This is a genomic window from Novosphingobium mississippiense, from assembly GCF_044029535.1.
GTDB lineage: Bacteria > Pseudomonadota > Alphaproteobacteria > Sphingomonadales > Sphingomonadaceae > Novosphingobium.
Window position 1 is genome coordinate 1181436 of the sequence record NZ_CP147003.1, and the last position, 22960, is coordinate 1204395.

Annotated in this window: 17 protein-coding genes; 9 read left to right on the forward strand and 8 right to left on the reverse strand. The window is 65.4% G+C overall.

The window, feature by feature from the left end; genetic code table 11:
* Nucleotides 1-207 precede the first annotated feature (207 nt).
* The 4 genes from WBP06_RS23725 (at nucleotide 208) to WBP06_RS23740 (ending at nucleotide 5359) form a co-directional block, all read left to right on the forward strand.
* Nucleotides 208-891, forward strand: a complete 684-nt coding sequence (locus tag WBP06_RS23725) for a response regulator transcription factor (protein WP_395334562.1) — start codon at nucleotides 208-210, stop codon at nucleotides 889-891.
* Nucleotides 888-2126 (forward strand): sensor histidine kinase, encoded by a 1239-nt coding sequence (locus WBP06_RS23730; RefSeq protein ID WP_395334564.1) that lies wholly within the window; start codon nucleotides 888-890, stop codon nucleotides 2124-2126. Before WBP06_RS23725 ends, WBP06_RS23730 begins: the two co-directional genes overlap by 4 nt.
* Nucleotides 2127-2406: 280 nt before the next feature.
* Nucleotides 2407-2742: a hypothetical protein gene (locus WBP06_RS23735; protein ID WP_395334566.1), complete on the forward strand. Its 336-nt coding sequence runs from the start codon at nucleotides 2407-2409 to the stop codon at nucleotides 2740-2742.
* A 175-nt stretch (nucleotides 2743-2917) separates the two neighbouring features.
* Complete coding sequence (locus WBP06_RS23740) at nucleotides 2918-5359, forward strand: hypothetical protein (RefSeq protein WP_395334568.1); 2442 nt, start codon at nucleotides 2918-2920, stop codon at nucleotides 5357-5359.
* A gap of 42 nt (nucleotides 5360-5401) precedes the next feature.
* Here the strand turns inward: WBP06_RS23740 and WBP06_RS23745 are convergent, their stop codons facing one another.
* Together WBP06_RS23745 and WBP06_RS23750 are read right to left on the reverse strand one after the other, a co-directional pair.
* Nucleotides 5402-7375 (reverse strand): OPT family oligopeptide transporter, encoded by a 1974-nt coding sequence (locus WBP06_RS23745; RefSeq protein WP_395334570.1) that lies wholly within the window; start codon nucleotides 7373-7375, stop codon nucleotides 5402-5404.
* A 113-nt stretch (nucleotides 7376-7488) separates the two neighbouring features.
* A complete protein-coding gene (locus WBP06_RS23750) occupies nucleotides 7489-9816 on the reverse strand; it encodes an arylsulfatase (protein WP_395334572.1) in 2328 nt (775 codons plus the stop codon).
* Between the two features lie 97 nt (nucleotides 9817-9913).
* On the opposite strand from WBP06_RS23750, the gene WBP06_RS23755 reads away from it, so the two are divergent.
* Both WBP06_RS23755 and WBP06_RS23760 read left to right on the forward strand, forming a co-directional pair.
* Entirely contained in the window at nucleotides 9914-10810 is an 897-nt protein-coding gene (locus WBP06_RS23755) for a LysR family transcriptional regulator (protein WP_395334574.1), read from the forward strand.
* Between the two features lie 124 nt (nucleotides 10811-10934).
* Nucleotides 10935-13010: an AsmA family protein gene (locus tag WBP06_RS23760; protein WP_395334576.1), complete on the forward strand. Its 2076-nt coding sequence runs from the start codon at nucleotides 10935-10937 to the stop codon at nucleotides 13008-13010.
* On the opposite strand, the gene WBP06_RS23765 is transcribed toward WBP06_RS23760, so the two are convergent.
* From WBP06_RS23765 to WBP06_RS23790, 6 genes are all read right to left on the reverse strand, one after another.
* Nucleotides 13007-14299, reverse strand: coding sequence for a glycoside hydrolase family 130 protein (locus WBP06_RS23765; RefSeq protein ID WP_395334579.1), 1293 nt, complete (start codon nucleotides 14297-14299; stop codon nucleotides 13007-13009). The two genes, WBP06_RS23760 and WBP06_RS23765, sit on opposite strands and share 4 nt — an antisense overlap.
* A gap of 107 nt (nucleotides 14300-14406) precedes the next feature.
* Complete coding sequence (locus WBP06_RS23770) at nucleotides 14407-15165, reverse strand: enoyl-CoA hydratase-related protein (protein WP_395334581.1); 759 nt, start codon at nucleotides 15163-15165, stop codon at nucleotides 14407-14409.
* 73 nt (nucleotides 15166-15238) lie between these two features.
* Entirely contained in the window at nucleotides 15239-16483 is a 1245-nt protein-coding gene (locus WBP06_RS23775) for a M24 family metallopeptidase (RefSeq protein ID WP_395334584.1), read from the reverse strand.
* A gap of 122 nt (nucleotides 16484-16605) precedes the next feature.
* Nucleotides 16606-17712, reverse strand: a complete 1107-nt coding sequence (locus WBP06_RS23780; protein ID WP_395334586.1) for a hypothetical protein — start codon at nucleotides 17710-17712, stop codon at nucleotides 16606-16608.
* A gap of 53 nt (nucleotides 17713-17765) precedes the next feature.
* Nucleotides 17766-18011, reverse strand: a complete 246-nt coding sequence (locus WBP06_RS23785; protein WP_395334588.1) for a hypothetical protein — start codon at nucleotides 18009-18011, stop codon at nucleotides 17766-17768.
* Nucleotides 18012-18233: 222 nt separating this feature from the next.
* Nucleotides 18234-18935: a TetR/AcrR family transcriptional regulator gene (locus tag WBP06_RS23790; protein WP_395334591.1), complete on the reverse strand. Its 702-nt coding sequence runs from the start codon at nucleotides 18933-18935 to the stop codon at nucleotides 18234-18236.
* A gap of 121 nt (nucleotides 18936-19056) precedes the next feature.
* On the opposite strand from WBP06_RS23790, the gene WBP06_RS23795 reads away from it, so the two are divergent.
* The 3 genes from WBP06_RS23795 to WBP06_RS23805 are packed head-to-tail and all read left to right on the forward strand — an operon-like array spanning nucleotide 19057 to nucleotide 22956.
* Nucleotides 19057-20055, forward strand: a complete 999-nt coding sequence (locus WBP06_RS23795) for an MBL fold metallo-hydrolase (RefSeq protein WP_395334593.1) — start codon at nucleotides 19057-19059, stop codon at nucleotides 20053-20055.
* 17 nt (nucleotides 20056-20072) lie between these two features.
* On the forward strand, nucleotides 20073-21686 hold the full coding sequence (locus WBP06_RS23800; protein WP_395334595.1) for an alginate export family protein: 1614 nt from the start codon (nucleotides 20073-20075) through the stop codon (nucleotides 21684-21686).
* 55 nt (nucleotides 21687-21741) lie between these two features.
* On the forward strand, nucleotides 21742-22956 hold the full coding sequence (locus WBP06_RS23805) for an MFS transporter (protein ID WP_395334597.1): 1215 nt from the start codon (nucleotides 21742-21744) through the stop codon (nucleotides 22954-22956).
* Nucleotides 22957-22960: the final 4 nt, after the last annotated feature.

Sequence of the window (22960 nt, forward strand, 5' to 3'; positions counted from 1 at the left end):
GGCCGGTCCTGCCCTCAGGCCATGGCGATGCCGCCACGGCGTGGGCTCATGATTTCGGGTCGAGCGGCGACGCCTAGGCCCCGAAGCTGATGCGAAGCTGATGGACGGGAAATGTTTTTTCGCCATTTGACGGTCGCCCGAAAGCTGGCGTAATCCGGCATCTCACGCCGCTTCCTGCGGCGCCCAACCTGGCCCGGAGAGCCGATCTTGCCCCGCCTGCTGGTCGCGGAAGACGATGCCGATCTTGGCCCCGCGATGAAGCGGGCGCTGGAACTTGACGGCTATGTCGTCGATCTCGTCGTGCGCGGCGACGATGTGCTGGCCGCCGTCGGCACCGCCGGTTACGATGTGATCCTTCTCGATCTGGGCCTGCCGCACATGTCGGGGATAGAGGCGCTGCGGGCGCTGCGTTCGGGCCGCAACGAAACGCCGGTCATCATCATCACCGCGCTGGATCGCACCGCGCACCGCGTTGCCGGGCTGGACGCCGGGGCCGACGACTATGTGGTGAAGCCGGTCGATCTGGAGGAACTGGCGGCGCGCGTCCGATCGCAGCTGCGCCGGCGCGATCGCCGCCATGACGACAGCATGTGCGTGGGACGCGTCACGCTGGACTTCGCTGGCCATGTCGCCAGTCTGGACGGCGAAGAAGTGCCGCTTACCGCCAAGGAGTTTCGCGTACTTGCCCTGCTGATGCGGCGTGCGCGCCGGTTCGTGTCCAAGGCCGATCTGGAAGGCGAGCTTTACGATCAGGACCAGTGGGTGGAATCGAACACGATTGAAGTCGCGATCTCCGCGCTGCGGCGCAAGTTCGGGCGCGACTTCATCCGCACCGCACGCGGCCTTGGCTACATGGTGGGCGGGCCAGAGGGGATGAAGGCGGACAAATGAGGCGCGCGTCGCTTTCCACCCGGCTCTATCGCCGCGTGCTGGTGCTGCTGGCGTTGACCGGCCTGGCCATGGGCGCAGTGCTCTATTCGGTGGCCAGCAGGGAAATCGGCCGGGCCTCCGACGCGCAGCTCGCGAACGCATCACGCCTGCTCTACATGATGATGCAGGACGAACTGACCGCCGGCGTGCTGGCCGCGCGCGGGAAAGGTCTGGGCACGGGGCCCGGAAGCGCCAGCGATCCCCTGTTGTCCTCCGAGGAAAAGCGCGCGTTCCATGCCTCCTACGACTGGTGCATGTTCGCGGTGTTCTGGGAGGGGCAGCCCGTCGCCCAGTCCGGCTGGGGCGCGCCGGTGGACCTGGTGCCACGGCAGCCCGGCCTCCACGATTTCGCGGCAGTGGGCGATCGCTGGCGCAGCTATGGACTGCCCGGCCGCGATCCCCGCCTGCTGGTCGTCGTGGCCGAACGCGATGCGATGCGGAAGCTCTCCGTCGGCCCGGTGATGCGCAAGCTGGCGCTGCCGGTGCTGCTGTTGATAACCGCGGCGATGATCGTGCTCTGGCTGACCCTGCGCAAAAGCCTTTCCGAAGTGGAGCGGCTGGCCTCCTCGCTCAGCGCACGCACGCTGGCCGATCTGACGCCGCTCGATCCGCAGGACTGGTCGCGCGATCTGGGCCCGCTGATAACCGCGCTCAACACGCTGTTCGCGCGGCTGGAGCAGGCCTACGAACTGGAACAGGCCTTTACCGACGATGTCGCGCACGAATTGCGCACGCCGCTGGCGGCAATCCGCGCCCAAGCTCAGCTACTGGGCAAGACCGCACCCGCATCGGCGGGGGAAGAGATCGGCCGGCTGCTGGCCACCGTGACGCGGGCCAACCATCTGGTGGGCGGGATGCTGACGCTGGCCCGCCTGAACGCCACGGCCGTTTCCGCCCGCTCGATCGACGTCCACGCGCTTGTTGCCGATGTCGTGGCCGAAGCGGTGGTGAATCTGCCTTGTGACGGTATCGAGTTCACGGTGCTGCCCTATCACGTGGTGCGCTGGCAGTGCGATCCGGCCTCGCTCCTGATCGCTCTTTCGGCGGTGATCGAGAATGCCGTGCGCCATGCGGCCGACGGCGGCCGGATCGATATCGCCGTCGTGCGCACGTTCGATCACCTGGTCATCACCGTGGGCGATCGCGGCCCCGGCGTTGCCGCCGACGACCGCGATCGGCTGCTACGCCGTTTCTAACGCGGCCCGGCCACAACCTCGGGCAGCGGGCTTGGCCTGTCCATCGCCGTAAAGGCGATGACGCTTGCACGCGGCACGATCAGACTGGAGGACCGCCAGGACGGCCCGGGCCTGCTAGTCGTCCTGACCCTGCCCGCGCCCGATTGATCGCCTTTGCGGTGCGCGGCCCCGGCCAGCGCGCTTGCCGCGTTTCGATCCGCCCAATATACATCCGCACGATCGTCCGCGATGCGGGCCTTCGTTGCGAACAACGCTCTGATTTTTTAGGGATGCAAGGCATATGAAATCACTGCTTCGCCCGTTCCTGCTCGCCGGCGTCGGCCTCATCGGAACCGCCGCCGCGCTTCCGGCCTCTGCCGCATCCGCTCCTGCCCCGGCCGCCGCTGCCGCCCCGGCCTATTCGTCGGCAACCACGCCGATCGGCGACCTTCTCGACAATCCGGCAACCAAGGCCGTGCTGGTCAAGGACGTTCCCACGCTGGTCGCCAATCCTCAGATCGACATGGCGCGCGGCATGACGCTGAAGCAAGTGCAGGCCTATGCCGGCGACGTGCTGTCGGACAGCGTCCTCGCCAAGATCGACGCCGATCTGGCGCAGATCCCGGCTGCCAAGTAATCCGGCCCGAACGACCCTGCCGGGCCCAGCCGCCAATCCATTGGCGATGCGGCCCGACAGGCACCGTTCGGAAGCTTCCCACCCGGCCCGTTTCGACGCCGGGATCAACGATTTTTTCGCACCCATTGCCGGTCAGTCAGGCAAGGGTCAGGAAGCAGCCGCTTTGCCTTCCTGCATGAACGATCACGATTCGCTTTCCCCGCGCATGGTTCGGCTGGCTGCCACTTCGGCGCTGGCCCTGATCGGCATCGCGGCGGTATCGCCGGCCGCGGCCGATCCCGCTCCATTCGAATTGACCGGCCCGGATCTGAAGATCGAGGTGACGCGCGGTCAGCAGACGCTGCCCATCGCCCAGGTCCCCAGCCTTGCCGAAGGAGACGAGCTGTCGATCCACGCCGCGCTTCCCGCCGATCAGGGCCTGAAGTTCCTGCTCGTCTCCGCCTTCCTGCGCGGCGCGACCAATCCACCGCCCAAGGACTGGATTGCGACCGCCAGCACGTGGAAGGAGAAGGAAAAGGACAAGGCGCTCTCACTCACCGTGCCCAAGGGCGCGCGTCAGGCCGTGCTGCTGATGGTGCCGGACACTAATGGCGCCGAAGGTGCGCTGATCGACGCGGTGCGCGGCAAGCCAGGCGAATTCGTCCGCGCCGGCAAGGACCTGAACCAGGCCTCTCTCGATCATTCGCGGCTTATCGCGTTCATGGATGCGATCCAGGCGCAGGACAACAATGCGCCGGAATATTTGCGCACCGTTGCGCCGGTGCTGGCGCACAGCCTGTCGATCAAGCTGAACGAAGATTGCCTTTCCAAGGTGATCGAGATGCAGGCGTCCTGCCTGCTGGAAAACCGCGAGCAACTTGTCCTCAATGACGTTCATTCCAGTTCGATCGCCGACACGCTGACGGGCGCGCCCACCGATCTGGCCCTGCAATTGAGCGCCACGCCGCAAGCCGGGGCCGGATATTATAGCGCCTACATCGGCGTTGCCCGCGATATTGCGCGGATCTTCGGCGCCTTCAGCAACCCGCAGTTCGGCTATTTGCCGACGCTGGCTGTGCGGCGCGGCGATACGATGTCGCTGCTGCTCAACACGGCGCCGTCGTTCCAGAAGCCGAAGTCGGTGATGGTCGCAGCCCTGCCGGCGGTCGAAACCGATATTCCGCCGCAATTGCGCAGCACCGCCAAGGAGCCTGTCTGTCTGGCCCGCCCCGGCGCAGTGCTCGGCGTCGAAGGCGCACCACTGATATTCTCCACCTCGCTGGCGCACGACATGCGCGTCAAGCTTACCAACGCTTCCGGCCAGACCACCGACGTCACCGTCCTGCCCCGCGCCGACAAGGGCGGCTACGCACTGGCGGGCGACGCGCTGCCGAGCACGTTTTCCGGATCGATGCGCGCGCAGCTGCACGGCAGTTGGGGCTTTTCGACGTTCGATGGGCCGGACTTCCTCGTCCAGCGGCCCGACGGCAACGCCTGGAAAGTCTCCGGAGATGCCGATGCGCTGGTGATCGGGCGGGACAACGAAGTCGTGCTGGAAGGTAACGCCCCCTCCTGTGTGGACGAGGTTTCGGTCCGCCAAGGCAACGGCGCACCGCGTCCGCTCGAATGGAAAGTGCGCGATGGCCATCACCTTGCCATCACGGTGCCCAAAGGCGCGGCCGGTCCCGGCGAATTGCAGGTGGAACTGCGGCTTCAGGGTGCAAAGAGCCCGGAGACGGTTACCTTGCGGGCCCGGGCGGAGGCCAGCCGGATCGACGGCTTCGAGATTCATGCGGGGGACGGTCAAGGTGAGCTGACCGGGCAGCGGCTCGATCAGGTGCAGTCGCTCACACTGGGCGATATCGAATTTCGCCCCGACGGACTGACGCGCGAAGGCGCTGTCGACCATTTACGGCTGACCGCGCAGGGCGCAGCGCGCGTGCCCGCCCAAGGTGCGGCGGACAAGGCAGCCGTTCGGCTGGCCGACGGGCGCACGCTCCCGCTGCCGGTCAAAGTGGCGCCGCCTCGCCCGCAAGCCGAACTGTTGAGCCGCACGGTCTATCCCGGCCCGGCCACCCCCGGCACGCGGTCGCTGGAATTGGGCGAACTGCTGCCGGATGACGGCGATCTCGTGTTCTCGGTCAGGGCCGCCGCCGGCAATCGGTTCGACACGGCGGACGTCGTGGAGATCGGTGCCGGTGGAGACACGGGTGGAAACACGGGCACCGTCCGGCTGACAGTCGGCAAAGGGCTGACGCTGGCGAGTGCGCAGGTGCTTGTCGCCCGCGTCAAGGCGGCGGAACTGCCCGCCGGAACATTCGGGCCGCTGCGTTTTCGCCTTGTCGATGGCGGAATCGCGGGCGACTGGGCACCGCTTGCTACGCTGGCGCGGCTGCCGCGTATCGAGGGGCTGAGCTGCGACGCCAAGGGGAAGGCCAAAGCCGAAGCAGCGCCCTGCACGCTTTCCGGGCGCGATCTCTTCCTGATCGAGGCCGTGTCGGCAGATGCAGCCTTCGCGCAGGCGGTCACCGTGCCCCCCGGCTTTACCGGCGCGACCCTTCAGGTGCCGCAGCCGGTGGACGGCAAGCTGCTGTTGCGCTTGCGGGACGCGCCGGACAGCCCGGTGGTTCTGCGCTAAATCCCGTGTGCCGACGGCCCCGCCTCGCGGGGCCGAGCCGGCTCAGGGCTTCGCCGCCAGTTGGCAGGTCCGGCGATAGAGCACGGCGATCAGGATCACGAACACCGCCGTGCCCAAGACCAGTGGCAACTGGCCCAGATCGCCGACGAGCGCGAGCGGGCTGTCGCTGCCCGAAGCGGCAACGATGCCGGCGAAGCCGACGCCCCACAAGCTTTCGCCCACGATCAGGCCAGTCGCAGTCAGCACGCCCATGCGTTTGGCGAATTCCCCGTCGCTCTGGCGATCCGCCCAGCGATCGTAGAACCAGCCAATCACCGCGCCCGTCACGGTGGGCAAGATCACGCTCATCGGCAGGTAGATGCCGATACCGACGGCAAGCGGCGGCAGTCGCAGCCGGCCCATCAGGCCCAGCACTTCGTCCAGCACCACGAAGACGACGCCGGCAACCGCGCCCCAACCGATCATCGCCCAGTTCAGGTCGCCGCCCAGCACACCCTTGGCCAGGGCGGATATCAGCGCCGCCTGCGGCGCCGGCAGCGCTTCGGGACCGGCACCCGGGGCACCGGCGAAACCGAAGGCCGTGTTCAGCAGGTCCAGCACCGGCGGGATGACCAGCGATCCGAAGATCACGCCGATCACCAGCGCCACCTGCTGCTTCCAGGGGGTCGCGCCGACCAACTGGCCTGTTTTCAGATCCTGAAGATTGTCGTTGGAGATCGTCGCCACGCCGAAGACCACGCCCGTCACGATCAGTGCGTAAGCAACCAGCGCCGCGGTGGTATCCGCCGTCTGCTCACGCCCGAACAGGCCGGCCAGAAGGACCGATGCAGCCACCACCGAGAGGATGCCGATGCCCGAAACGGGCGAGTTCGACGCACCGATCAGGCCCGCCATGTAACCGCAGACTGCCGCGATCAGCAGGCCCATCACCAGCACGAACAGCAACGCGCCTGTAACCAGCAGCATCTGCGATCCGGCCAGCGCACCGCCCGAGAGCACGCTGGACAGCAGGATGCCGATCGGCACCAGCATCGCCAGCGTGCCGATCAGCACGATACCGATCGGCAGGTCCTGTTCCTCCAGCTCCAGCACTTTGCCAGCTTGACGGGCGCGACTGGCGGCCAACGCCGAACGGATGCCGCCCAGCACCGGCCCGGCGATGCGCAGCAGCGTCCAGATCGCCGCGACCGCGATGACGCCCGCGCCGAAGAAGCGCACATCGGCGCTGAACACGCTGGTCGCCCAGGTTTCAACGGTACCGGCAGGCATCGGATTCTGCGCCGTCAGCATCGGCAGCAACACCCACCAGCCGATGATAAGACCAAGGAACATCGCCAGCCCTACCGACAGGCCCACAAGATGGCCCACCCCCAGCAGCGCGAACGACAGGCCGCCGGAAATCCCGGTCGCGCCCGATCCGGCACGGAACCAGACGGAAGCTTCCGCAACCATCAGGCGCGTCTGCGTCAATATCGCGAATCCGGCCGAGGCGATCGCGTTCCACAACAGCACCGAAAGCCCCTTGGAGCTTTCTTCCGCGCCCTGATCGCTGGCGAAGCCCACGCGCAGCACTTCGGCGGCCGCATGGCCTTCGGGATAGGGCAACGGCGTGTCGACCACCAAGGCCCGGCGCAGCGGCACGGAGAACAATACGCCCAAGATGCCACCGGTGCCGGTTATCGCCGCCGTGGTCCAATAGGGGAAGCCCTGCCACCAGCCGATCATGACCAGACCCGGCAGCACGAAGATGATCGCCGCCAGCGTGCCTGCCGCACTGGCGACAGTCTGCACGATGTTGTTTTCCAGAATCGTGGAATTGCCCAGCGCGCGCAGGATCGCCATCGATATGACCGCTGCCGGGATCGACGTCGCGAACGTCAGGCCCACTTTCAGGCCGAGGTAGACGTTGGCCGCCGTGAAGAACAGCGTGATCACGCCGCCCAGCAAGACCCCGCGTACCGTCAGTTCCGCAACCGGCTTTCCGCCGATCGCCGTTGCATTATCGATTCCTGCCATCGTCACTTCGCTTCAATCCCGGCCCTGCGCCGCGCCCCTGATGGCACGCGGCACCCCGTCAGGCCAGAAAAACGATTGCCGAAATGAAATTTCCTGACCCGGGCAAGCACGATTCAATCGAAATCGAGACTGACGTGCGGAATGTCCCCCTCTATCCGCCCCTGTGGCGTGGCATAGTCCGTCACCGGTACGCCAAGGTCGCGCCCGATATCCAACGTTTCGCCATTGCCAGCCGCCATCAGCATGGACGTCGGCAGGCGCACGCTGGCGATTTCCGCGCCGTCGGCTCGGAGTGTGACGGTCGCCGGACCGCCCGGCATGTCCACTGCAAAGCGCATGGTCAGCCTGGCTGCGCCTTGCGGCAAGGACCTGTCCGCCACCACACGGGTGATCTCATCCGGATCGGTCGACCGGGCGGCAACGAAGGCGGGGCGCCCCTTGTCCAGATAGAGGCTCCACCCGCCGAACCGGCTGCCGAACGCCATCACCGCGCCCGATGCTGCGCTGCTGTCCAGCGCAAGGTCGGCATTCAGCGTGAAGCTGCGGGCGATCGGCACAGGCTCGGTGTTGGCGGGCAGGCTTACGTCCTTGCCCCAAAAATCGAAATGCTTGCGGCCGCTGCCGCGCATCATCGCGGCACCGCGCGCCATGCCGAAGCGGTGATCGAGCGGGAAGACGTTGTTGCGCGCGGCCTCCCGCTTCCACAGGTCCATCATCGCCTGAAGCTGCGTCGGCTCCTTCGCGGCCAGATCGGAGGACTGCGAAAAGTCCTTGTCGAGGTTGTAGAGCGACCACTGGATGGGCGGACGCGTGCCGCCGGACGGCAGGTTCTCCCATGCCATGCGGCCATCGTCGCCCGAGAGGAACCAGCCGTCATGATAGAGCCCCACCTTGCCGCCGATCTCGAAGTACTGCGTGCGCGGCTTCGCGGCATCGCAAGTAGCAAGGCTGGCCAACAGGCTCTGCCCGTCCAGCGGTTTCTGGTGGACGCCATAAACGCTTTCCGGCGTGGGCAGATGCGCAGCGTCAAGCACGGTCGGCACGATGTCGACAAGGTGGGAAAACTGCCCGCAAACCGTGCCGGGATGGACGACATGCCCCTTCCAGGACAGGATCATCCCATTGCGGATACCGCCCAGGAACGAGGCATATTGCTTGGTCCAGCGCAGCGGCGTGTTCATCGCCCAGGACCAGCCGGCGGGATAGCTCTCATAGGTCATGGGCCCGCCAAGCCTGTCGAGATTGGCCTCCATCCAGGCCTCGCTCTCGTCATGCTTGCCCATGGAACGCAGTTCGTTGATCGTGCCGCGCGGCCCGGCCTCTGCACTGGCGCCATTATCGCCGATCACGAGGGCCACCAGCGTATTGTCCAGTTCGCCCATGCGTTGCAGTTCGGCGATGACCCGGCCGATCTGCTCGTCCTGATAGGCCAGTTGCGCGGCGGCGACTTCCATCGTGCGCGCGGCAAACGCCTTCTGTCCCGGTGTCAGGCTGTCCCACGCAGGAATTTCGGCCGGGCGCGGGGTCAGTTTGGTGCCCCTGGGTACGATCCCCATGGCCAGTTGGCGCCGCCAGGTCTGTTCGCGCTGAACGTCCCAGCCCTGATCGAACTTGCCCCTGAACCGCGCGATATATTCGGGCGGCGCCTGATGCGGCGCATGGGTTGAGCCCGGCGCCATGTAGACGAGGAAGGGCTTGTCCGGGGCGGCGGCCTTCTGGTTGTGGATCCAGCGGATCGCATCGTCGGCAAGCCGGCTGTCCAGCAGCCTGCCCTGCCCCTCGTCACGCTCGACCCGCTGCGTGCCCCGATAGAGGATCGGCGAATACTGATCACTGTCGCCGCTGACGAAGCCATAGAAATAGTCGAACCCCAGCCCGGTCGGCCAACCATCGAACGGCCCCGCCTCGCTACGCTCGTTGGAAGGTAGGTTGTGGTGCTTGCCGAACATCGCCGTGCTGTAGCCATTCAGCCGCAGGACCTGTGCGATCGTGGCGGTTTCCGGCAGGACACGCCCGCCGTAACCCGGAAACGGCGAAGGCACGTCACTCAGCCAACCGACGCCGACGGCGTGATGATTGCGCCCCGTCAACAGCGCTGCGCGACTGGGGGAACAGATTCCGGTGGTGTGAAAGCGGTTGTAGCGCTGCCCCTGCGCGGCCAGTCGCTCGAAATTCGGGGTTGGCACCGGGCCGCCGAACGCACTGGACATGGCGAAGCCGACATCGTCGCTCATCATCAGGAACACATTCGGCGCACCCTGTGGCGCGCGGACCGGCGATTGGGCCATGCCCCTGGCGTCGAGCACGTTCTCGGTCACGGTGCCATCGAATGGAAGTGCCGGAATGGGCAGGACGGTGCGCCCAGCCGATTCCTGGGCGCCTGCTGCCGTCGTCATTACCGAAACCGCCGCTGCCATCAGCAACCCGAACTTGCGCTTCATCTTAGCTCCCTCCCCGTCATCGCGGGCAGGATAGGGCTCGCAAGATCATGCCGTCCAATGCATATCAAAGCATCATTACATGCATGATGGGAATATCATGGACCTCACCCGCCTGCGGCATATCGTGGCCGTAGCCCGCAACCAGAGCTTTTCCCGCGCTGCTGAGGAGCAGGGCATTACCCAGCCCGCACTCAGCCGCAGCATTGCCGCGTTCGAGGCTCGGCACGGGGTCACCCTGTTCGACCGGGGACGTGGCGGCGTCCACGCGACGGCGGCGGGCCGTCACGTCGTGGAGCAGGCAACGCGATTGCTCGACGCCGCCGGCGATCTGGAGCGCAGCCTGAAGCGGTTTCCGCTGGGCGAGCCCGCGCAAGTCTCGATCGGGCTGGGGCCGCTGATGGCCGGGTTGTTCCTGCCGCGGATCGCCGGTTCGCTGCTTGAAGCATGGCCGGCGATCCGGATCCGCACCTTGGTGCGCGCGCCGGACCAGCTCGTTGCCGAATTGCTGAATGACCGGATCGAAATGGTGCTGGGCAACAACTGGAACCTCGGGCGGGTTCCGGGCACCGAAGTGGAACGGCTGGGCCGGATCGAGGTGGCATTCATGGTGCGGGTGGGCCATCCGCTGGCGGGCCGGGGCACCGTGACCGCAAGCGAACTGGAACTCTATCCCGCCGCCAGCGCCGTCGAGCATCAGGCTGGACCGGCGCAAACGAGTGGGCAGGCCGGCAGCTTCGTCTGCGATAATTTCCACGTGCTGCGCGAAACCGTATTGCTCAGCGATTGCGTCTGGATATCCTCGCCGCTGTTTCTCGCCCGGGACTTGCGCGAGGGGCGGATAGTGCAGCTGACGGTCGCCGGTTTCCCACCAGCGCACAGCGATATCTGCGTGGTCAGCCGGCGCGGCCGCAGCCGATCCCCCGCAGCGCGGACCGTGGCCGACGAGCTCAAGGCCCTGCTGGCGGAAGCGGAGACAAGTTTCGGCGATGCCTAGGGCCGAGCGGAGCGGATGCAGCGCACCGGCACCTGTCTGACGCACCCCATTTTTTCGACCAATCGTTCGCAAATCCGGGCGGGCCGGGAAACAAATCGGCCCGCCGGAATGCTTTCCTGTCGTTATGGACGCTACGACAGGCATCTACGGCGCAGAAACGCACGAGGATGGGCACCCCCCGCCTCACCCGCATCGGTACGCCTTGCGGATCGTGCGAAATGTCTTGCTGGCCGTTGTAGCTGGCGTGTTCGCCATCTGGCTGGTGCTGTTCGTGACGAAGGGGCGCTTTCTCAAGCATCCGTTCGAACGCATCGCCACCTCCCTGGCAGACCGCAAGATTTCGGTTGGCGGCGATTTCCAGCTCTATTTCGCGCCCCTGCGCATCAAGTTCGTTGCAGAGGGACTGCAGGTCGCCAATCCCGCATGGGCGGGGCAGCCGAACCTGTTCTCCGCCAGACGCATCGATGCCCGGATCGCGCCGCTGTCCTTGCTGTTCGGGCGGCGGCACATCTACACGCTCGATCTGGATCAGGGCGCGGCCGACCTGGAGTGGGATGCCCGACACCAGAGCAATACCTGGACGTTCGGTATGCCCGGCAAGGGCAAGCCGCTGGAAATGCCGCGCATCGATCGCGCCACCGTAATCGGCACACGCATCCGCTATCTCGATCCGCGTATGCAGGTCGTGGCGAACCTGGAAGTGGATCCCATCACCTCCACCAATGCGCGGATCGGAAAGGCCGTGGCCGTGCGTGGCGACGGCACGCTGCGCAAGACGCCGTTTCGCGTGAACGCACGCCTGCTCTCCCCCGACGAGACGATCGGCCGGGGAGAGAATGCGCTGCAGCTGCGGGCCTGGGCTGCGAACAATGTGATCGACGTATCCGGCAAGCTGCCCTCGATCTCCGACGTGGAAAACGTTCCGCTGCACGTTCGCGCGCAAGGCCGCGATCTTTCGGACCTGCTGAGCATCATCGACGTAACGATCCCGCATACTCGCCGCTACGCCCTGACCGCGCAACTTGTGAAGGACGATGTGCGCTATCGCTTCACCGGAATGTCCGGCCGGTTCGGTAATTCGGATCTTGCCGGCACGCTTACCGTCACCAATGGCGAGCGTCTCCGGCTGGATTCCGCACTGAAGACGCGCCAGCTCGACATCGTCGATGCCGCGCCATTCATCGGATACAACCCCGATATCGTCGCCGCCAAGGGCGCCGTCGCCGCCGCTGCGGCTACCGGCGCCGGTCCGCGAAATGTGCTGCCCGATGCGCGCCTTCCGGTGGACGCCATGCAACGCTTCGATGCAGCGCTGACCTGGCAGATCGGCGTGGTGCGATCGCGCAACGTGCCGGTTCAGGACATCTCCCTCAAGCTGACGCTCGATCGGGGCCGGCTGGCACTGTCTCCGCTGACGTTCTCCATGGCGCGCGGCACCGTTTCCTCCGACCTGATCTTCGACACGCGCCGCCGCCCTTCCGCCGTCAGCTACGATATCCGCCTTTCGCCCACGCCGATGGGCCGGCTGCTGGCGGGCTATGGCGTCGCGCAATCGGGTACCACGGGATCGATCAAGGGTCGGATCAAGCTGGAAGGCCGGGGCGACACGATCCACGATTCCCTCGCCAGTTCGTCGGGCCGGATCGCTTTCGTGATGCCGCAGGGCACCTTGTGGACGCAGAACGCCCAGTTGGCGGAACTGGACATCGGCACTTTCGTAACCAAGATGTTCGAGGGCAAGTTGAAGAAGCCGATCGAGATCAATTGCGGCTTGGTGGGCTTCACCGTCCGCAACGGCATCGCCGCCGCCGATCCCATCCTGATCGATACCAGCCGGAACGTCGTCACCGGACGTGGCGGCTTCAGTTTCGACAGCGAGGCGGTGGATCTGGCCTTCAGGGCAGACGGCAAGAAGTTCAGCCTGTTTTCCGGCCAGTCCCCGGTGGGAGTCCGTGGCCATTTCGCCGATCCATCGCTGGATGTAATCAGCCCCCAGCTGATTGGCCGCGCCGGGGCCGGACTCGGCCTGGCAGTGCTGGCGACTCCCGTCGCCGGACTGCTGGCCTTCGTGGACATAGGCGATGCCAAGTCCGCCGCCTGCGGTCCGGTGCTTGCCGGCGCCGGCGCGGCGGCCCAGCGGACGACGTCCGGCAAACCGCGCAAAGACGTGGGTAACGGCCGGGCTGGAAAGATTGACTAAGCCGGCTCCATCGTGCCCAGCAGATCGTCCAGATCGGCGACGGCAAATCCGGTGAACTGGTCCCCGATGCCATAGGGCAGCAGCACGCGGCGCCGATGGACCAGCGCGCCGCAACTGTAGGTGACGTTGGGTACATAGCCCCCGTGCTGCTCGGCGCTGGGGAACACCAGCGGCGCGCGCGTGCGCAGCAGGACTTTCGAAGGATCGGCCCGATCCAGCAGGCAGGCCCCGATGCAATAGCCCCGCACCAAGCCAACGCCATGGGTGAAGACCAGCCAGCCTTCCTCGATCTCGATCGGCGATCCGCAATTGCCCAGTTGCACGAATTCCCAGGGGTAACGCGGCGCCATGATCGGACTGCCAGCATCCCAGCGATAGAGATCGTCCGAACGGAGAAGCCAGATATTCTCGCCATCCTGACGGCCGAGCATGACGAACTGGCCGTCGATCTTGCGCGGGAACAGCGCCATTCCCTTGTACCCACTCATAGCGCCTTCCAGCGTGCGCATTTCGAAAGTGCGCAGGTCTATGCCGCGTAGCAGCCCCTGCCGCGCCGTACGACCGTCGAAGGCGGTATAGGTGCCCAGCAGCGTCTCACTGCCGTCGTCCTCCACGAACAGCACCATGCGCAGGTCCTCCACGCCCTGCCGCTGGTCCGGCAGGATCGGGAAGATCACCGTTTCCGTCACATTCTCGCTATCGTCGCATTGCAGCCGAACCCACCCTTCGTCGTCGCTCTGAATGTCGGGTGTCATGCAGTGCGGGCTGGCGGCGTCGATCGTCAGGCCGGTTGCGCAATCCCATGTGCCGGTACGGAAGGTGACGGAGGATACATGGCCTTCTCCGATGCCCCGCAGCGAAAGGAGGAACCGCACATGGTCCTTGCCGGCGCGATCCTTGCCATCGCTTTCCGGCAGGGGGATGATGCTGGGATTGAAAAGAGCGGCCGCCTCGAACGCGAATTCCTGGCTGAAATAGGCGCCCAGCAAAAGCCGGTCGCTTTGCGTCAGCGCGCTAACGTCGATCTCTTCCGCAAGGCTTTCCACCTGCCACCGGAACGTCCGTTCCGCATTGCGATGGCGCGTCCGCATCGGGCCCATGACGAAGACCAGCATCCTTTCCCGAACGTCCTGGTCAAGCCCCGCCAGACGATCGACCACCTTCTGGGCGCGCGTCGCGCCCTGCGCGAAGGCTTCGGGATAGGCGAAGCGGAACGGCCTTATCACCGTGCGTGCAGGATCCGGCTGAAGTTCGGGCTCCAGCTTCGTGAACACGTCCGCAGTCTGCATCGCCGGCGCCTTTGGTTCGATCGGAGGGCCCCCACCGAACGGCAGGATCCCCGACGCATCAACGCAGCAGATGCGACATGGTTCGGCACCATGCCAATGCGAGTGCCTTAATCGCGATGGAAGACGGGCGGACGCTTCTCGAAGAACGCGGTGAAAGCCTCTCGCGCCTCGGCGGATTGCATCGCGCTGCGGAAGACGCGGGCCTCGTCATCGATCCGCGCGACGACTGCCGCCGGATCGCCCTTCATCAGCCGGCGCGTCGCCATCAGCGCCTGCGGTGGCTTCGCCATCAGCACCCCCGCCTTGGCCCGGGCATGGGCAAGCAATTCCCCACCCGGCACCAGCGCGGTGACGAGGCCGGCGGCGTCCGCCGCTTCCGCACCCATCGGCTCCCCCAGCAGCAGCATCGCGGCCGCCTTGGCATAGCCCAAGGTAGCCGGCGCCAACAGGCTGGAGCCCGCCTCCGGCACGATCCCCAGATTGACGAACGGCATCACGAAGCGGGCATCGGGCGCGGCGTAAACGAGGTCGCAATGGAACAGCATCGTCGTCCCCACGCCCACGGCCAGCCCCTGCACGGCAGCGACGATCGGCTTGTCGAACAGGGCAATGGCGCGGATGAACGCAAATGCCGCCGCGGCACCTTCGGGGCCGGAGATGAAATCGGCAAGGTCATTGCCCGCGCAGAAGGCATCACCCTTGCCGGCGATCAGCACGGCACCGATCTCGCCACGCGCCGAAGCCCCTTCAAGCGCGGCGATCATCGCGCCGTACATCGCCGCGGTCAGCGCGTTCTTCTTTTCGGCACGATCGATATGAATTTCGAGAATGCCCTCATTCTCGACGATCTCGATGCCTGTGCTCACGCCACTCTCTCCATTCTTTTTCCGTCCCGCCGTTCGCACGCGACGCGGGACGGGGCAAGAGGGTAAGGCGGGCTTACACAGGCTGATCGATGGACTTCGCCAGCGGCGTGAACAGCTTCGGTCCGGATGCAGTCATGTACCAGCAGTCCTCCAGCCGGATGCCGAATTCGCCCGGAATATAGAGGCCCGGCTCATCGGAAAAGCACATCCCCGCCTCCAGCGGTGTCGCCGCCCCGTGCACCAGATAGGGCGATTCATGGCCGTCCAGGCCGATGCCGTGACCCGTGCGGTGCGACAGGCCGGGAAGGCGATAGCCGGGCCCCCACCCCTCGCGCGTGTAGAACGCGCGGACGGCGTCGTCGATCGCGCCGACGGGCACGCCGACCTTTGCCGTCTCCAGCGCGATGTCCTGCCCGCGCCGGACGGTGTCCCACACTTTTCGCTGCCGCGCCGTCGGTTCGCCATAGACCCAGCTGCGCGATATGTCCGACTGGTAGCCATAGACCTGCGCGCCGCAGTCCATCAGGATCACCGATCCCTCCCGCACCGTCTGCGGCTGGTGCGACCCGTGGGGATAGGCGCTCGCCTCGTTCAGCAGCACCAGCGAGAATTCGGGCGGTCCGCCCATCGCGGCGGACGTCTTGTCCATCAGGTCGGCAATGTCGCCCTGCGTCATGCCGGCGCGAACCTGGCCGTGAACATACTTCAGCGCGGCCATGGTGATGTCGTTCGCGCGCTGCATCAGCACCAGTTCGGCCGGGGACTTGATCTGGCGGCACTGATTGACCAGCCCTTCGCCCGAGACGACTTCCCACTTGCCCGGCTCATGCTGCAGGGCATCGACGATGAAGAAGCGCGAAGTCGGCTCGATCGCCACCTGGCGGCCAGCGACCTTGCGATCGACCAGCACGCCGGCCATGCGCGCCTCGGGATCCTCATCCTCGTTCCACGCGCGCACTTCGGCCGAAACGCGCAGGGTTTCGCGCACGCTGGGCTCCTCGAAGGCGGGCGTGACGATGACCGTATCGCCGTCTGCCGGGATCACCGCCGCCGTGACGCGCTCTGACCGGTGCCACTCGACGCCGGTAAAATAGCGCAGGCTGGATCCGGATTCGACGATCAGCGCGCCGACGCCGGCCTTGCGCATCAGGCCCTGAACCTTGGCAATTCGCGCAGCGTGTTCCTCGCGTGAAATGGGCTGGACGGCCGGGCCACCGGGCGCGGTCATCACCCCCGGCGTGCCGGCGTGAAGACGAGTGGTCATGGCCATGCCCGCCGTGGCCATCGCACCGGCCAGAAAACCACGCTTCGAAATCATGAACAGTCCCCCTGCACGGCAACGTGAAACGCCCGTCGCGGGCAGCCCGATCGGTCGTGAACCCTTCGAATGCCGTAAACCCATCCGCGAAACAAGCGCATGAGGCCGCCTTTCACCCGGCGCTATTTTCCGCGTTCGTAACGCCCTCGCCCAAACTCCGCGGGCACGAGCGCATCGCCGTCGATATGCAGCACCATCGTGGCGAAAGGTGCCGCATCCAGCGACGACGCATCGATGGAGAACCGCAGGATGCCGCGCGTCACCGGCGCGAAGGTGAACGACGCGTCCCGCCCCGGCGCGAAATCGGCCTGCAATGTCGCCCCCACCACGGCGGCGGCCATCGAGCCGTCCAGCAGGTCCAGCCCACGGCCGCCCGTCGTGTTCACCGCCGCCTCGCCGCCATCCGCGAGCCGCAACGTGATGTGGATGTCGTGCGCGAACCGGCCCGAGGCGGGATCGACGACACTGACCGCAATGCCACCCTGCCAGTCCCGCGGAGCGTCCGGAGTTGCCGGACGCGGCGGCAGATCGCACGCTTTCGGCAACGCCGGTGCGTGCAGATCCGGCCGGGGCAAACCGGCGATGGCCGCCTCGGACAAGGCCCGATCGCGTGCGTCGTTCCATTTCGCCATGGTGCTTTCGATGTCGGCGGCCGTCGCATCATCGATAGTGACCTTGGCCATCGCGCTGCGGGCAAGGGTTTCTACCGCCGTTCGCGCGGCAACCGCTTGGGCAAGCGCCTGCGACGCTGCCTCGCGCGCTTCAGCCCCCCTTCCGGCTCCGGGAACTGGATCGACAGTCGGACCGGAAGCATCGTCGCTCTCCAGAAACGGACAGCGCACGCGAACCGCATCCACCTTGTCATCGTACTGCGCGCCCAACCGGCCGGCCTCCGCTTCCGCCGACCATGGATCGGTAGTCAGATAGCCGAAAAGTGGCTTGTCCTTCGCCGGTCGCCTGGCCGTGAGGAGGATAGTGTCCCCGTCACGCCGCCAGGTTCCGTCGGCAAACTGGTCAAGCGCGCCGTAGGACAGATACCATTCGAACGTCCCGTCCGGCCGCAACAACAGTTCCGATCCGGTTTCCATCACGCCACTCAGGTAATAGTGCCCGGCGAAAGCGACATCCTGGGACGATGCGGTAACCTGCTGCGCCGATGCCATACCGGCCATGCAGGGCCCGATCATGGCGGCAGTCACGCCCAGCAGACGAAGGATCCGTGCACGCATCCCGATCTCTCCATGCCGGCAGCCCGTCCGCCCTTCCTCAGAATGCGCCCCCCTCAGAATGCGAAAGAGAGTTGATCGGGGTGTGCCACGCGCCGCCTTGTGCCACGCTCCCGCACATTATCCTGATCGACCGTCCCGAACACCACCTTGATCATGGTGAGCGCCCGCGAATTGACCTGGCTCGACGCTTCGAGCCGACGCACAGCCCTGGCCGGATCGCGATAACCGATGGCCTTGCCCAGTTCTGCTTCGGTCAGCCCGCGATTCTTGCGGGCGAGAGCCAGTTCGGCCCCGGTCATGAGGATCTCCGTGGACGTCTTCTAGGACGATACCCCCCGGACGGCGAAGAGCGATCCGGAACGCACCAGAGCAGTTTCGCAGCCATCAGGTAATGCCACTCGATCGGAAAACGCCCCAAATTTTCCTAACCGGACCGTATCGCCGGCGCCAGACGAATGGCTCGCTGTCCACAGGCTATGCACAGTTTGTACGCAGCGTTTTCCATCCGCGCCAGAGAACGGTTAGTGGCGCGCCAACGGCAAACCCATCGTCGCCATCATGGCGTCTTCCAGCAGTACCGGGAATTCATCGCTTTCCAGAACGAATGGGCCGGGGCGGTTGATAAGCGTATTGTTCAGAACCCCGTACATGACCTGAAATGCAAAGCGAACGCGTTCGACATTCACTTTGTCACGCTCGATTCCAGGCAAGGCGAAGATGCGGTCAAGATAAGTGCTGGCAAGGTTGTACGCATTGCGCCGGAAGGGTTCCCATGCCTGTTCGGCATCAAGGCTCACCTTGAACGCGGACCGGAAGAACGTTGCATGACGAACGTAACGCTCGACTTGCGCCGCCACCAGTCGGGGCAGGATGTCCGCGAATTCGGCTTCGCGGACGATGGTTTCCAGCAATGGCCGCGATTCCACCGCAGCAAACACCATCACGGCCTTGAACAGCGTGATCTTGTCCGGAAAGCGCGAATAGAACGCCCCAGTCGAACAGCCCGCTGCCGCGCAGATATCAATGATGCTGACATCGTCGAACGCTTCCTTGCGGGCGATTTCCAGCGAGACCTGGATAAGCCTGTCGCGCAAGGTACGGCTGCGCGATTGCAGCGCGGGCATCACCCCCACTCTCGCCAGATCATCCTCGATTTCGATCGCCAGTGCCGCATCGGTCATGACAGCGGCATCGCCGATAGACGGCGGGATGTCCACCGCCACGCAGGAAGATCGTCATAAAACAGAATACGATTCGCATTCTTATTGACCGTGACCGATCCCGGTGATAGGCCGCCCTCAACAAGCCCGGTCAGGGCTGGATTCGAAGGTCGAGAGGAGTTCCATGGTTTCCCCGTCGCGCATTCCCGTGCTCAATCGCCGCAGCTTGCTGCAAACGGCGATGACGACTGCTGCCGGCACGTTGCTGGCAGGGTCCGCTTCATCGCTGCTCGCGCAGGCGCCAATGCCAGGACCGGCGAAATCCAGGGGTGCAAGGCTGGTGCTACTGGGCACCAAGGGCGGCCCGCGCGTCGGCGGCACGCGTTCCAATCCTGCCAATGCGCTGGTGGTGGACGGCAAGGTCTACGTCATCGATACTGGCATGGGCGTCACCGCGCAGTTCGTGAAGGCGGGGCTCAATCTGGCCGACATCCGCGCGATCTTCATCTCGCACATGCATTCCGATCACGAACTGGAATTCGGCAACCTCGTCTACAACATGTGGGCGGCAGGCGCGCTGCGTACGCCGGTGGATGCCTATGGTCCGGTCGGGATCGAGGCGATGGCCGCCGATTTCTGGCGGCTCAACCGCATGGATATCGCCACCCGCATGGCGGATGAGGGCAAGGTCGATCCCGCCACGCTGCTGCGCGCTCACGATTTCGCGCCGAAGCAAGGCCTCGTGATGGCCGATGGCAGCGTCCGCGTGACCGCTTTCACCACGCCGCATCCCCCGATCGAGAACCTGGCCTATCGGTTCGAGACGCCTTACGGCAGCGTCGTCTATTCGGGCGACACCGCCTACAACCCCGCGCTGGCGGACTTTGCACGCGACGTCGACGTTCTGGTACACGAAGTGCTCTATGTCCCCGGCGTAGATCGTCTGGTCCAGAAGGCCAACGGCACCCCCGCCTTCCGCAACCACCTGATCGAAAGCCACACGACGGCCGAACAGGTTGGCCAGATCGCCACGCGTGCGCGGGCGAAGAAGCTGGTACTCAGCCACTTCGTCCCCGGCGACATGGATTGGATCACCGACGCCATGTGGCGTGACGAAGTGGCCAAGCACTACAAGGGCGAGATCGTGGTGGGTCGCGATCTCATGGAAATCCCGCTCGGATAAGCGGACAGAGGACAACGATGCGCAACCGGATCTTTCCGCTGCGCGATCGGGGCCTCACCGGATGCGTGACGATCGGACTGCTCATGCCGGGCTGCGCTTTCGCAGCCGCGGGCGATGACGTGCAGCCGGTTTCCGCGCAGACGGTTGCCCCGACGCCGCAGCCTACTTCGCCCCAAGCAACTTCGACACAGGCTAATTCGACACAGGCCACTTCGCAGCAGCCCGCCCTTCCCGGCGATCCGCTGAAATCGCCCTACCCGGCAGAAGCCAGCGGGCAAGGCCCGAAGACGGGCCCGAATTACATGATGCTGCGCGGCGCTGAAGACTGGCGCTTCCTTCGCGGCACGAAAGCGAAGCGCGATTGGGCCTCGCCGCTCAAGTTCATTCCGCTCGACGGGGATGGCGATGTCTCGCTGACGCTGAACGGCGATCAGCGCAGCAGCGTCAGCCTCTCCACCCGCCCACTGCTCAGCGATACGACCGACCGCGTGGAAGTGCTTTCGCGCACGACTGTCGGCGCCGACCTTCGGATCGGACCGGCCGTGCGGTTCTACGGCGAACTGGCGTCGGGGCAGATCTTCGGGAAGAACGAGAACAAGCATATCCCGATCCAGAAGAACGACCTGATTGTCCAGCAGCTCTTCGCCGAAATACGCGCGCCGATCGCCGGCGGCGTGGCGCGGATGACGGTGGGCCGACAGGAATTCTTCGACGGCCCGCGATTCATCATCAGCCCGCGCGAGAATCCCAATATCCGCGTCTCGATGAACGGTGCCCGGCTGTCCATGGACTGGAGCCGCTTTCGTTTCACCGCCTTCTACTTCGAGCCGACCGAACAGGGCACTGGCTGGCTGGATGACGGAATCGGCAATGGCGAGCAGCTGAGCGGAATCTATTCCAGCTTCCTTGTCTCGGGCGGCAACTCCCGGGGCAAATCGACGATCCATCTCGATCCGTTCTACTACCATTTCGAGGATGACGATCGCACTCTGGGGCGCCTGACCGGCAAGGATCGACGCGAAACCTATGGCGCGCGGCTATGGGGACATCTGGGCGCGGTGGCCTTCGACTGGTCGGCCATGAAACAGGACGGCCGCTTCGGCACGCGCGCGGTAGACGCCTGGGGCGTCAGCACCAACCAGTCGGTCGCGTTCGGCCAAGGCGCCATGGCGCCAAGGCTGGGTTTCCACGCAGACTATGCGTCCGGCGGCGGCACGTTCGACGTTGCCGGGCCCAATGCTGGAAAAGTTGGTTCCTTCAACTTTCTCTACAACGCCACCGTCATCTTCAGCGACGACAACTACATCGGCGCCGTCAATATGATGGACGTCTCCCCGACGCTTATCGTGCCGGTGACGAAAAAGCTTCAACTGACCGGCGAAACCGGCTTTTACTGGCGGCCCAACGAAAGCGATGCCGTCTATCGTGGCAATTCGCAGGTCTATGCCGGCACGCAGAACGTGGCCGGCCGGCATGTTGCCAATATCGGCCGCCTGAAGGCGCAATGGACGCTCGATCCGCATGTCGCGCTGGCCGGCATCGTCAACTACGTGGACGCCGGCAAGGTCTTACGCCGCGCGGGCTATGGCGATAACCTGTTTGTCCAGACGATGATGACCCTGCGGTTCTGAGGCACCGCGGGGTGCCAGGACCGTCGGTGACGGTTGAAGGACGGCAGGAGAGAATGTGCAGGCACAGTGGGTCAGGCTGCGTGAGTTGCGGGTAATTCTATACTGCGCCATGGCCCTGTTCGTCAGCGGTTATGCGTTCCAGGCATTGAGCTTCTCGATGCCTGGACTGGTGCAGGACTGGAAGTTGGACGGCGCGCTGATCGGCCCGCTGCTTTCGTCGGCGATCGTCGGCCTCCTGCCGGGATACGTCCTCCTTGCGCCGTTGGCCGACCGGATGGGCGAACGCCCGATAATCCGTGGCGCCATGCTGGGGCTCGCCCTGGCAACCGTTGTCTGCATTCTGGCGCCGGACGTGGAAATGCTGATGCTCGGCCGGGTGCTGACCGGCATCGCTATTGGCGCAGCGCTGCCCTGCGCTGTGGCGATCGCAAGCCGGCACGGCACGCCGCGCTGGCGCAGCGCGCAAGTCGTGGGAATCTACGTCGCTTTCTCGCTGGGGTTCCTCGCCTCCGGATTGATGAGCGGCTGGCTGGTGCCGCGATTGGGTTGGCGCGCGGCGTGGATTGTGACCGTGCCGGTAGCCCTGCTCACGGCGATGCTGCTCGGCACGGCATTGCCTGCCGAAAAGCCCAAGGCGCGGATTGACCGCCCGCTTCCTGCGCTGTTCGTGCCACGTCTGCGGGCCGGAACGGTGCTGCTTTGGATCATGTTCTCGATCGGACTGGGCCTGTTCTACGCCATCCAGTCCTGGCTTCCGCTGCTCGCCGCGCGCGAGGGATTGCCTTACTCCAGCGCCGTCACCGCCACCACCCTGTTCACCCTGGGCACGGCGCTGGGGGCACTGCCGATGATCTGGTGGGCCGATCGCATCGGCCCTTTCCCCGCCCTCGTCGCAATGAACGGCGTGGGGCTGGTCGGCATCGTACTGCTGGGCGTGTTCGCCGCGCGGGGTGGAATGCCATTCCATGCCGCTGCCATGCTGGCCGGGATCGGCATCGGCGGAGGACAGAAGGGCACGATTGCCGCCGCCTCGCTATTCTACCCACCCACCATCCGCGCTACGGCTCTGGGCTGGGCACTGGGCATTGGACGGATCGGCGCGGCTTGTGGTCCATTGCTGATCGGCTACCTGACCTTGCGCGATTTCCAGGGCGGCGCCGCCTTGCTTTGCCTGGCGCTACCGGTTCCCGTGGTCATGCTGGCCGCAGGATACATGGGCCGGAAATACGGGCGGATCGACAGCACCGATGACGATCCTGTCTTGCTCTAGAACA

Bases quoted from the DNA above. Each gene is read 5' to 3' on its own strand.
- WBP06_RS23755 (WP_395334574.1), top strand. From the start codon at position 9,914: ATGGACCTCACCCGCCTGCGGCATATCGTGGCCGTAGCCCGCAACCAG.
- WBP06_RS23775 (WP_395334584.1), bottom strand. From the start codon at position 16,483: ATGATTTCGAAGCGTGGTTTTCTGGCCGGTGCGATGGCCACGGCGGGC.
- WBP06_RS23795 (WP_395334593.1), top strand. From the start codon at position 19,057: ATGGTTTCCCCGTCGCGCATTCCCGTGCTCAATCGCCGCAGCTTGCTG.
- WBP06_RS23785 (WP_395334588.1), bottom strand. From the start codon at position 18,011: ATGACCGGGGCCGAACTGGCTCTCGCCCGCAAGAATCGCGGGCTGACC.
- WBP06_RS23800 (WP_395334595.1), top strand. From the start codon at position 20,073: ATGCGCAACCGGATCTTTCCGCTGCGCGATCGGGGCCTCACCGGATGC.
- WBP06_RS23745 (WP_395334570.1), bottom strand. From the start codon at position 7,375: ATGGCAGGAATCGATAATGCAACGGCGATCGGCGGAAAGCCGGTTGCG.
- WBP06_RS23750 (WP_395334572.1), bottom strand. From the start codon at position 9,816: ATGAAGCGCAAGTTCGGGTTGCTGATGGCAGCGGCGGTTTCGGTAATG.
- WBP06_RS23760 (WP_395334576.1), top strand. From the start codon at position 10,935: ATGGACGCTACGACAGGCATCTACGGCGCAGAAACGCACGAGGATGGG.
- WBP06_RS23780 (WP_395334586.1), bottom strand. From the start codon at position 17,712: ATGCGTGCACGGATCCTTCGTCTGCTGGGCGTGACTGCCGCCATGATC.
- WBP06_RS23735 (WP_395334566.1), top strand. From the start codon at position 2,407: ATGAAATCACTGCTTCGCCCGTTCCTGCTCGCCGGCGTCGGCCTCATC.
- WBP06_RS23740 (WP_395334568.1), top strand. From the start codon at position 2,918: ATGAACGATCACGATTCGCTTTCCCCGCGCATGGTTCGGCTGGCTGCC.
- WBP06_RS23765 (WP_395334579.1), bottom strand. From the start codon at position 14,299: ATGCAGACTGCGGACGTGTTCACGAAGCTGGAGCCCGAACTTCAGCCG.
- WBP06_RS23730 (WP_395334564.1), top strand. From the start codon at position 888: ATGAGGCGCGCGTCGCTTTCCACCCGGCTCTATCGCCGCGTGCTGGTG.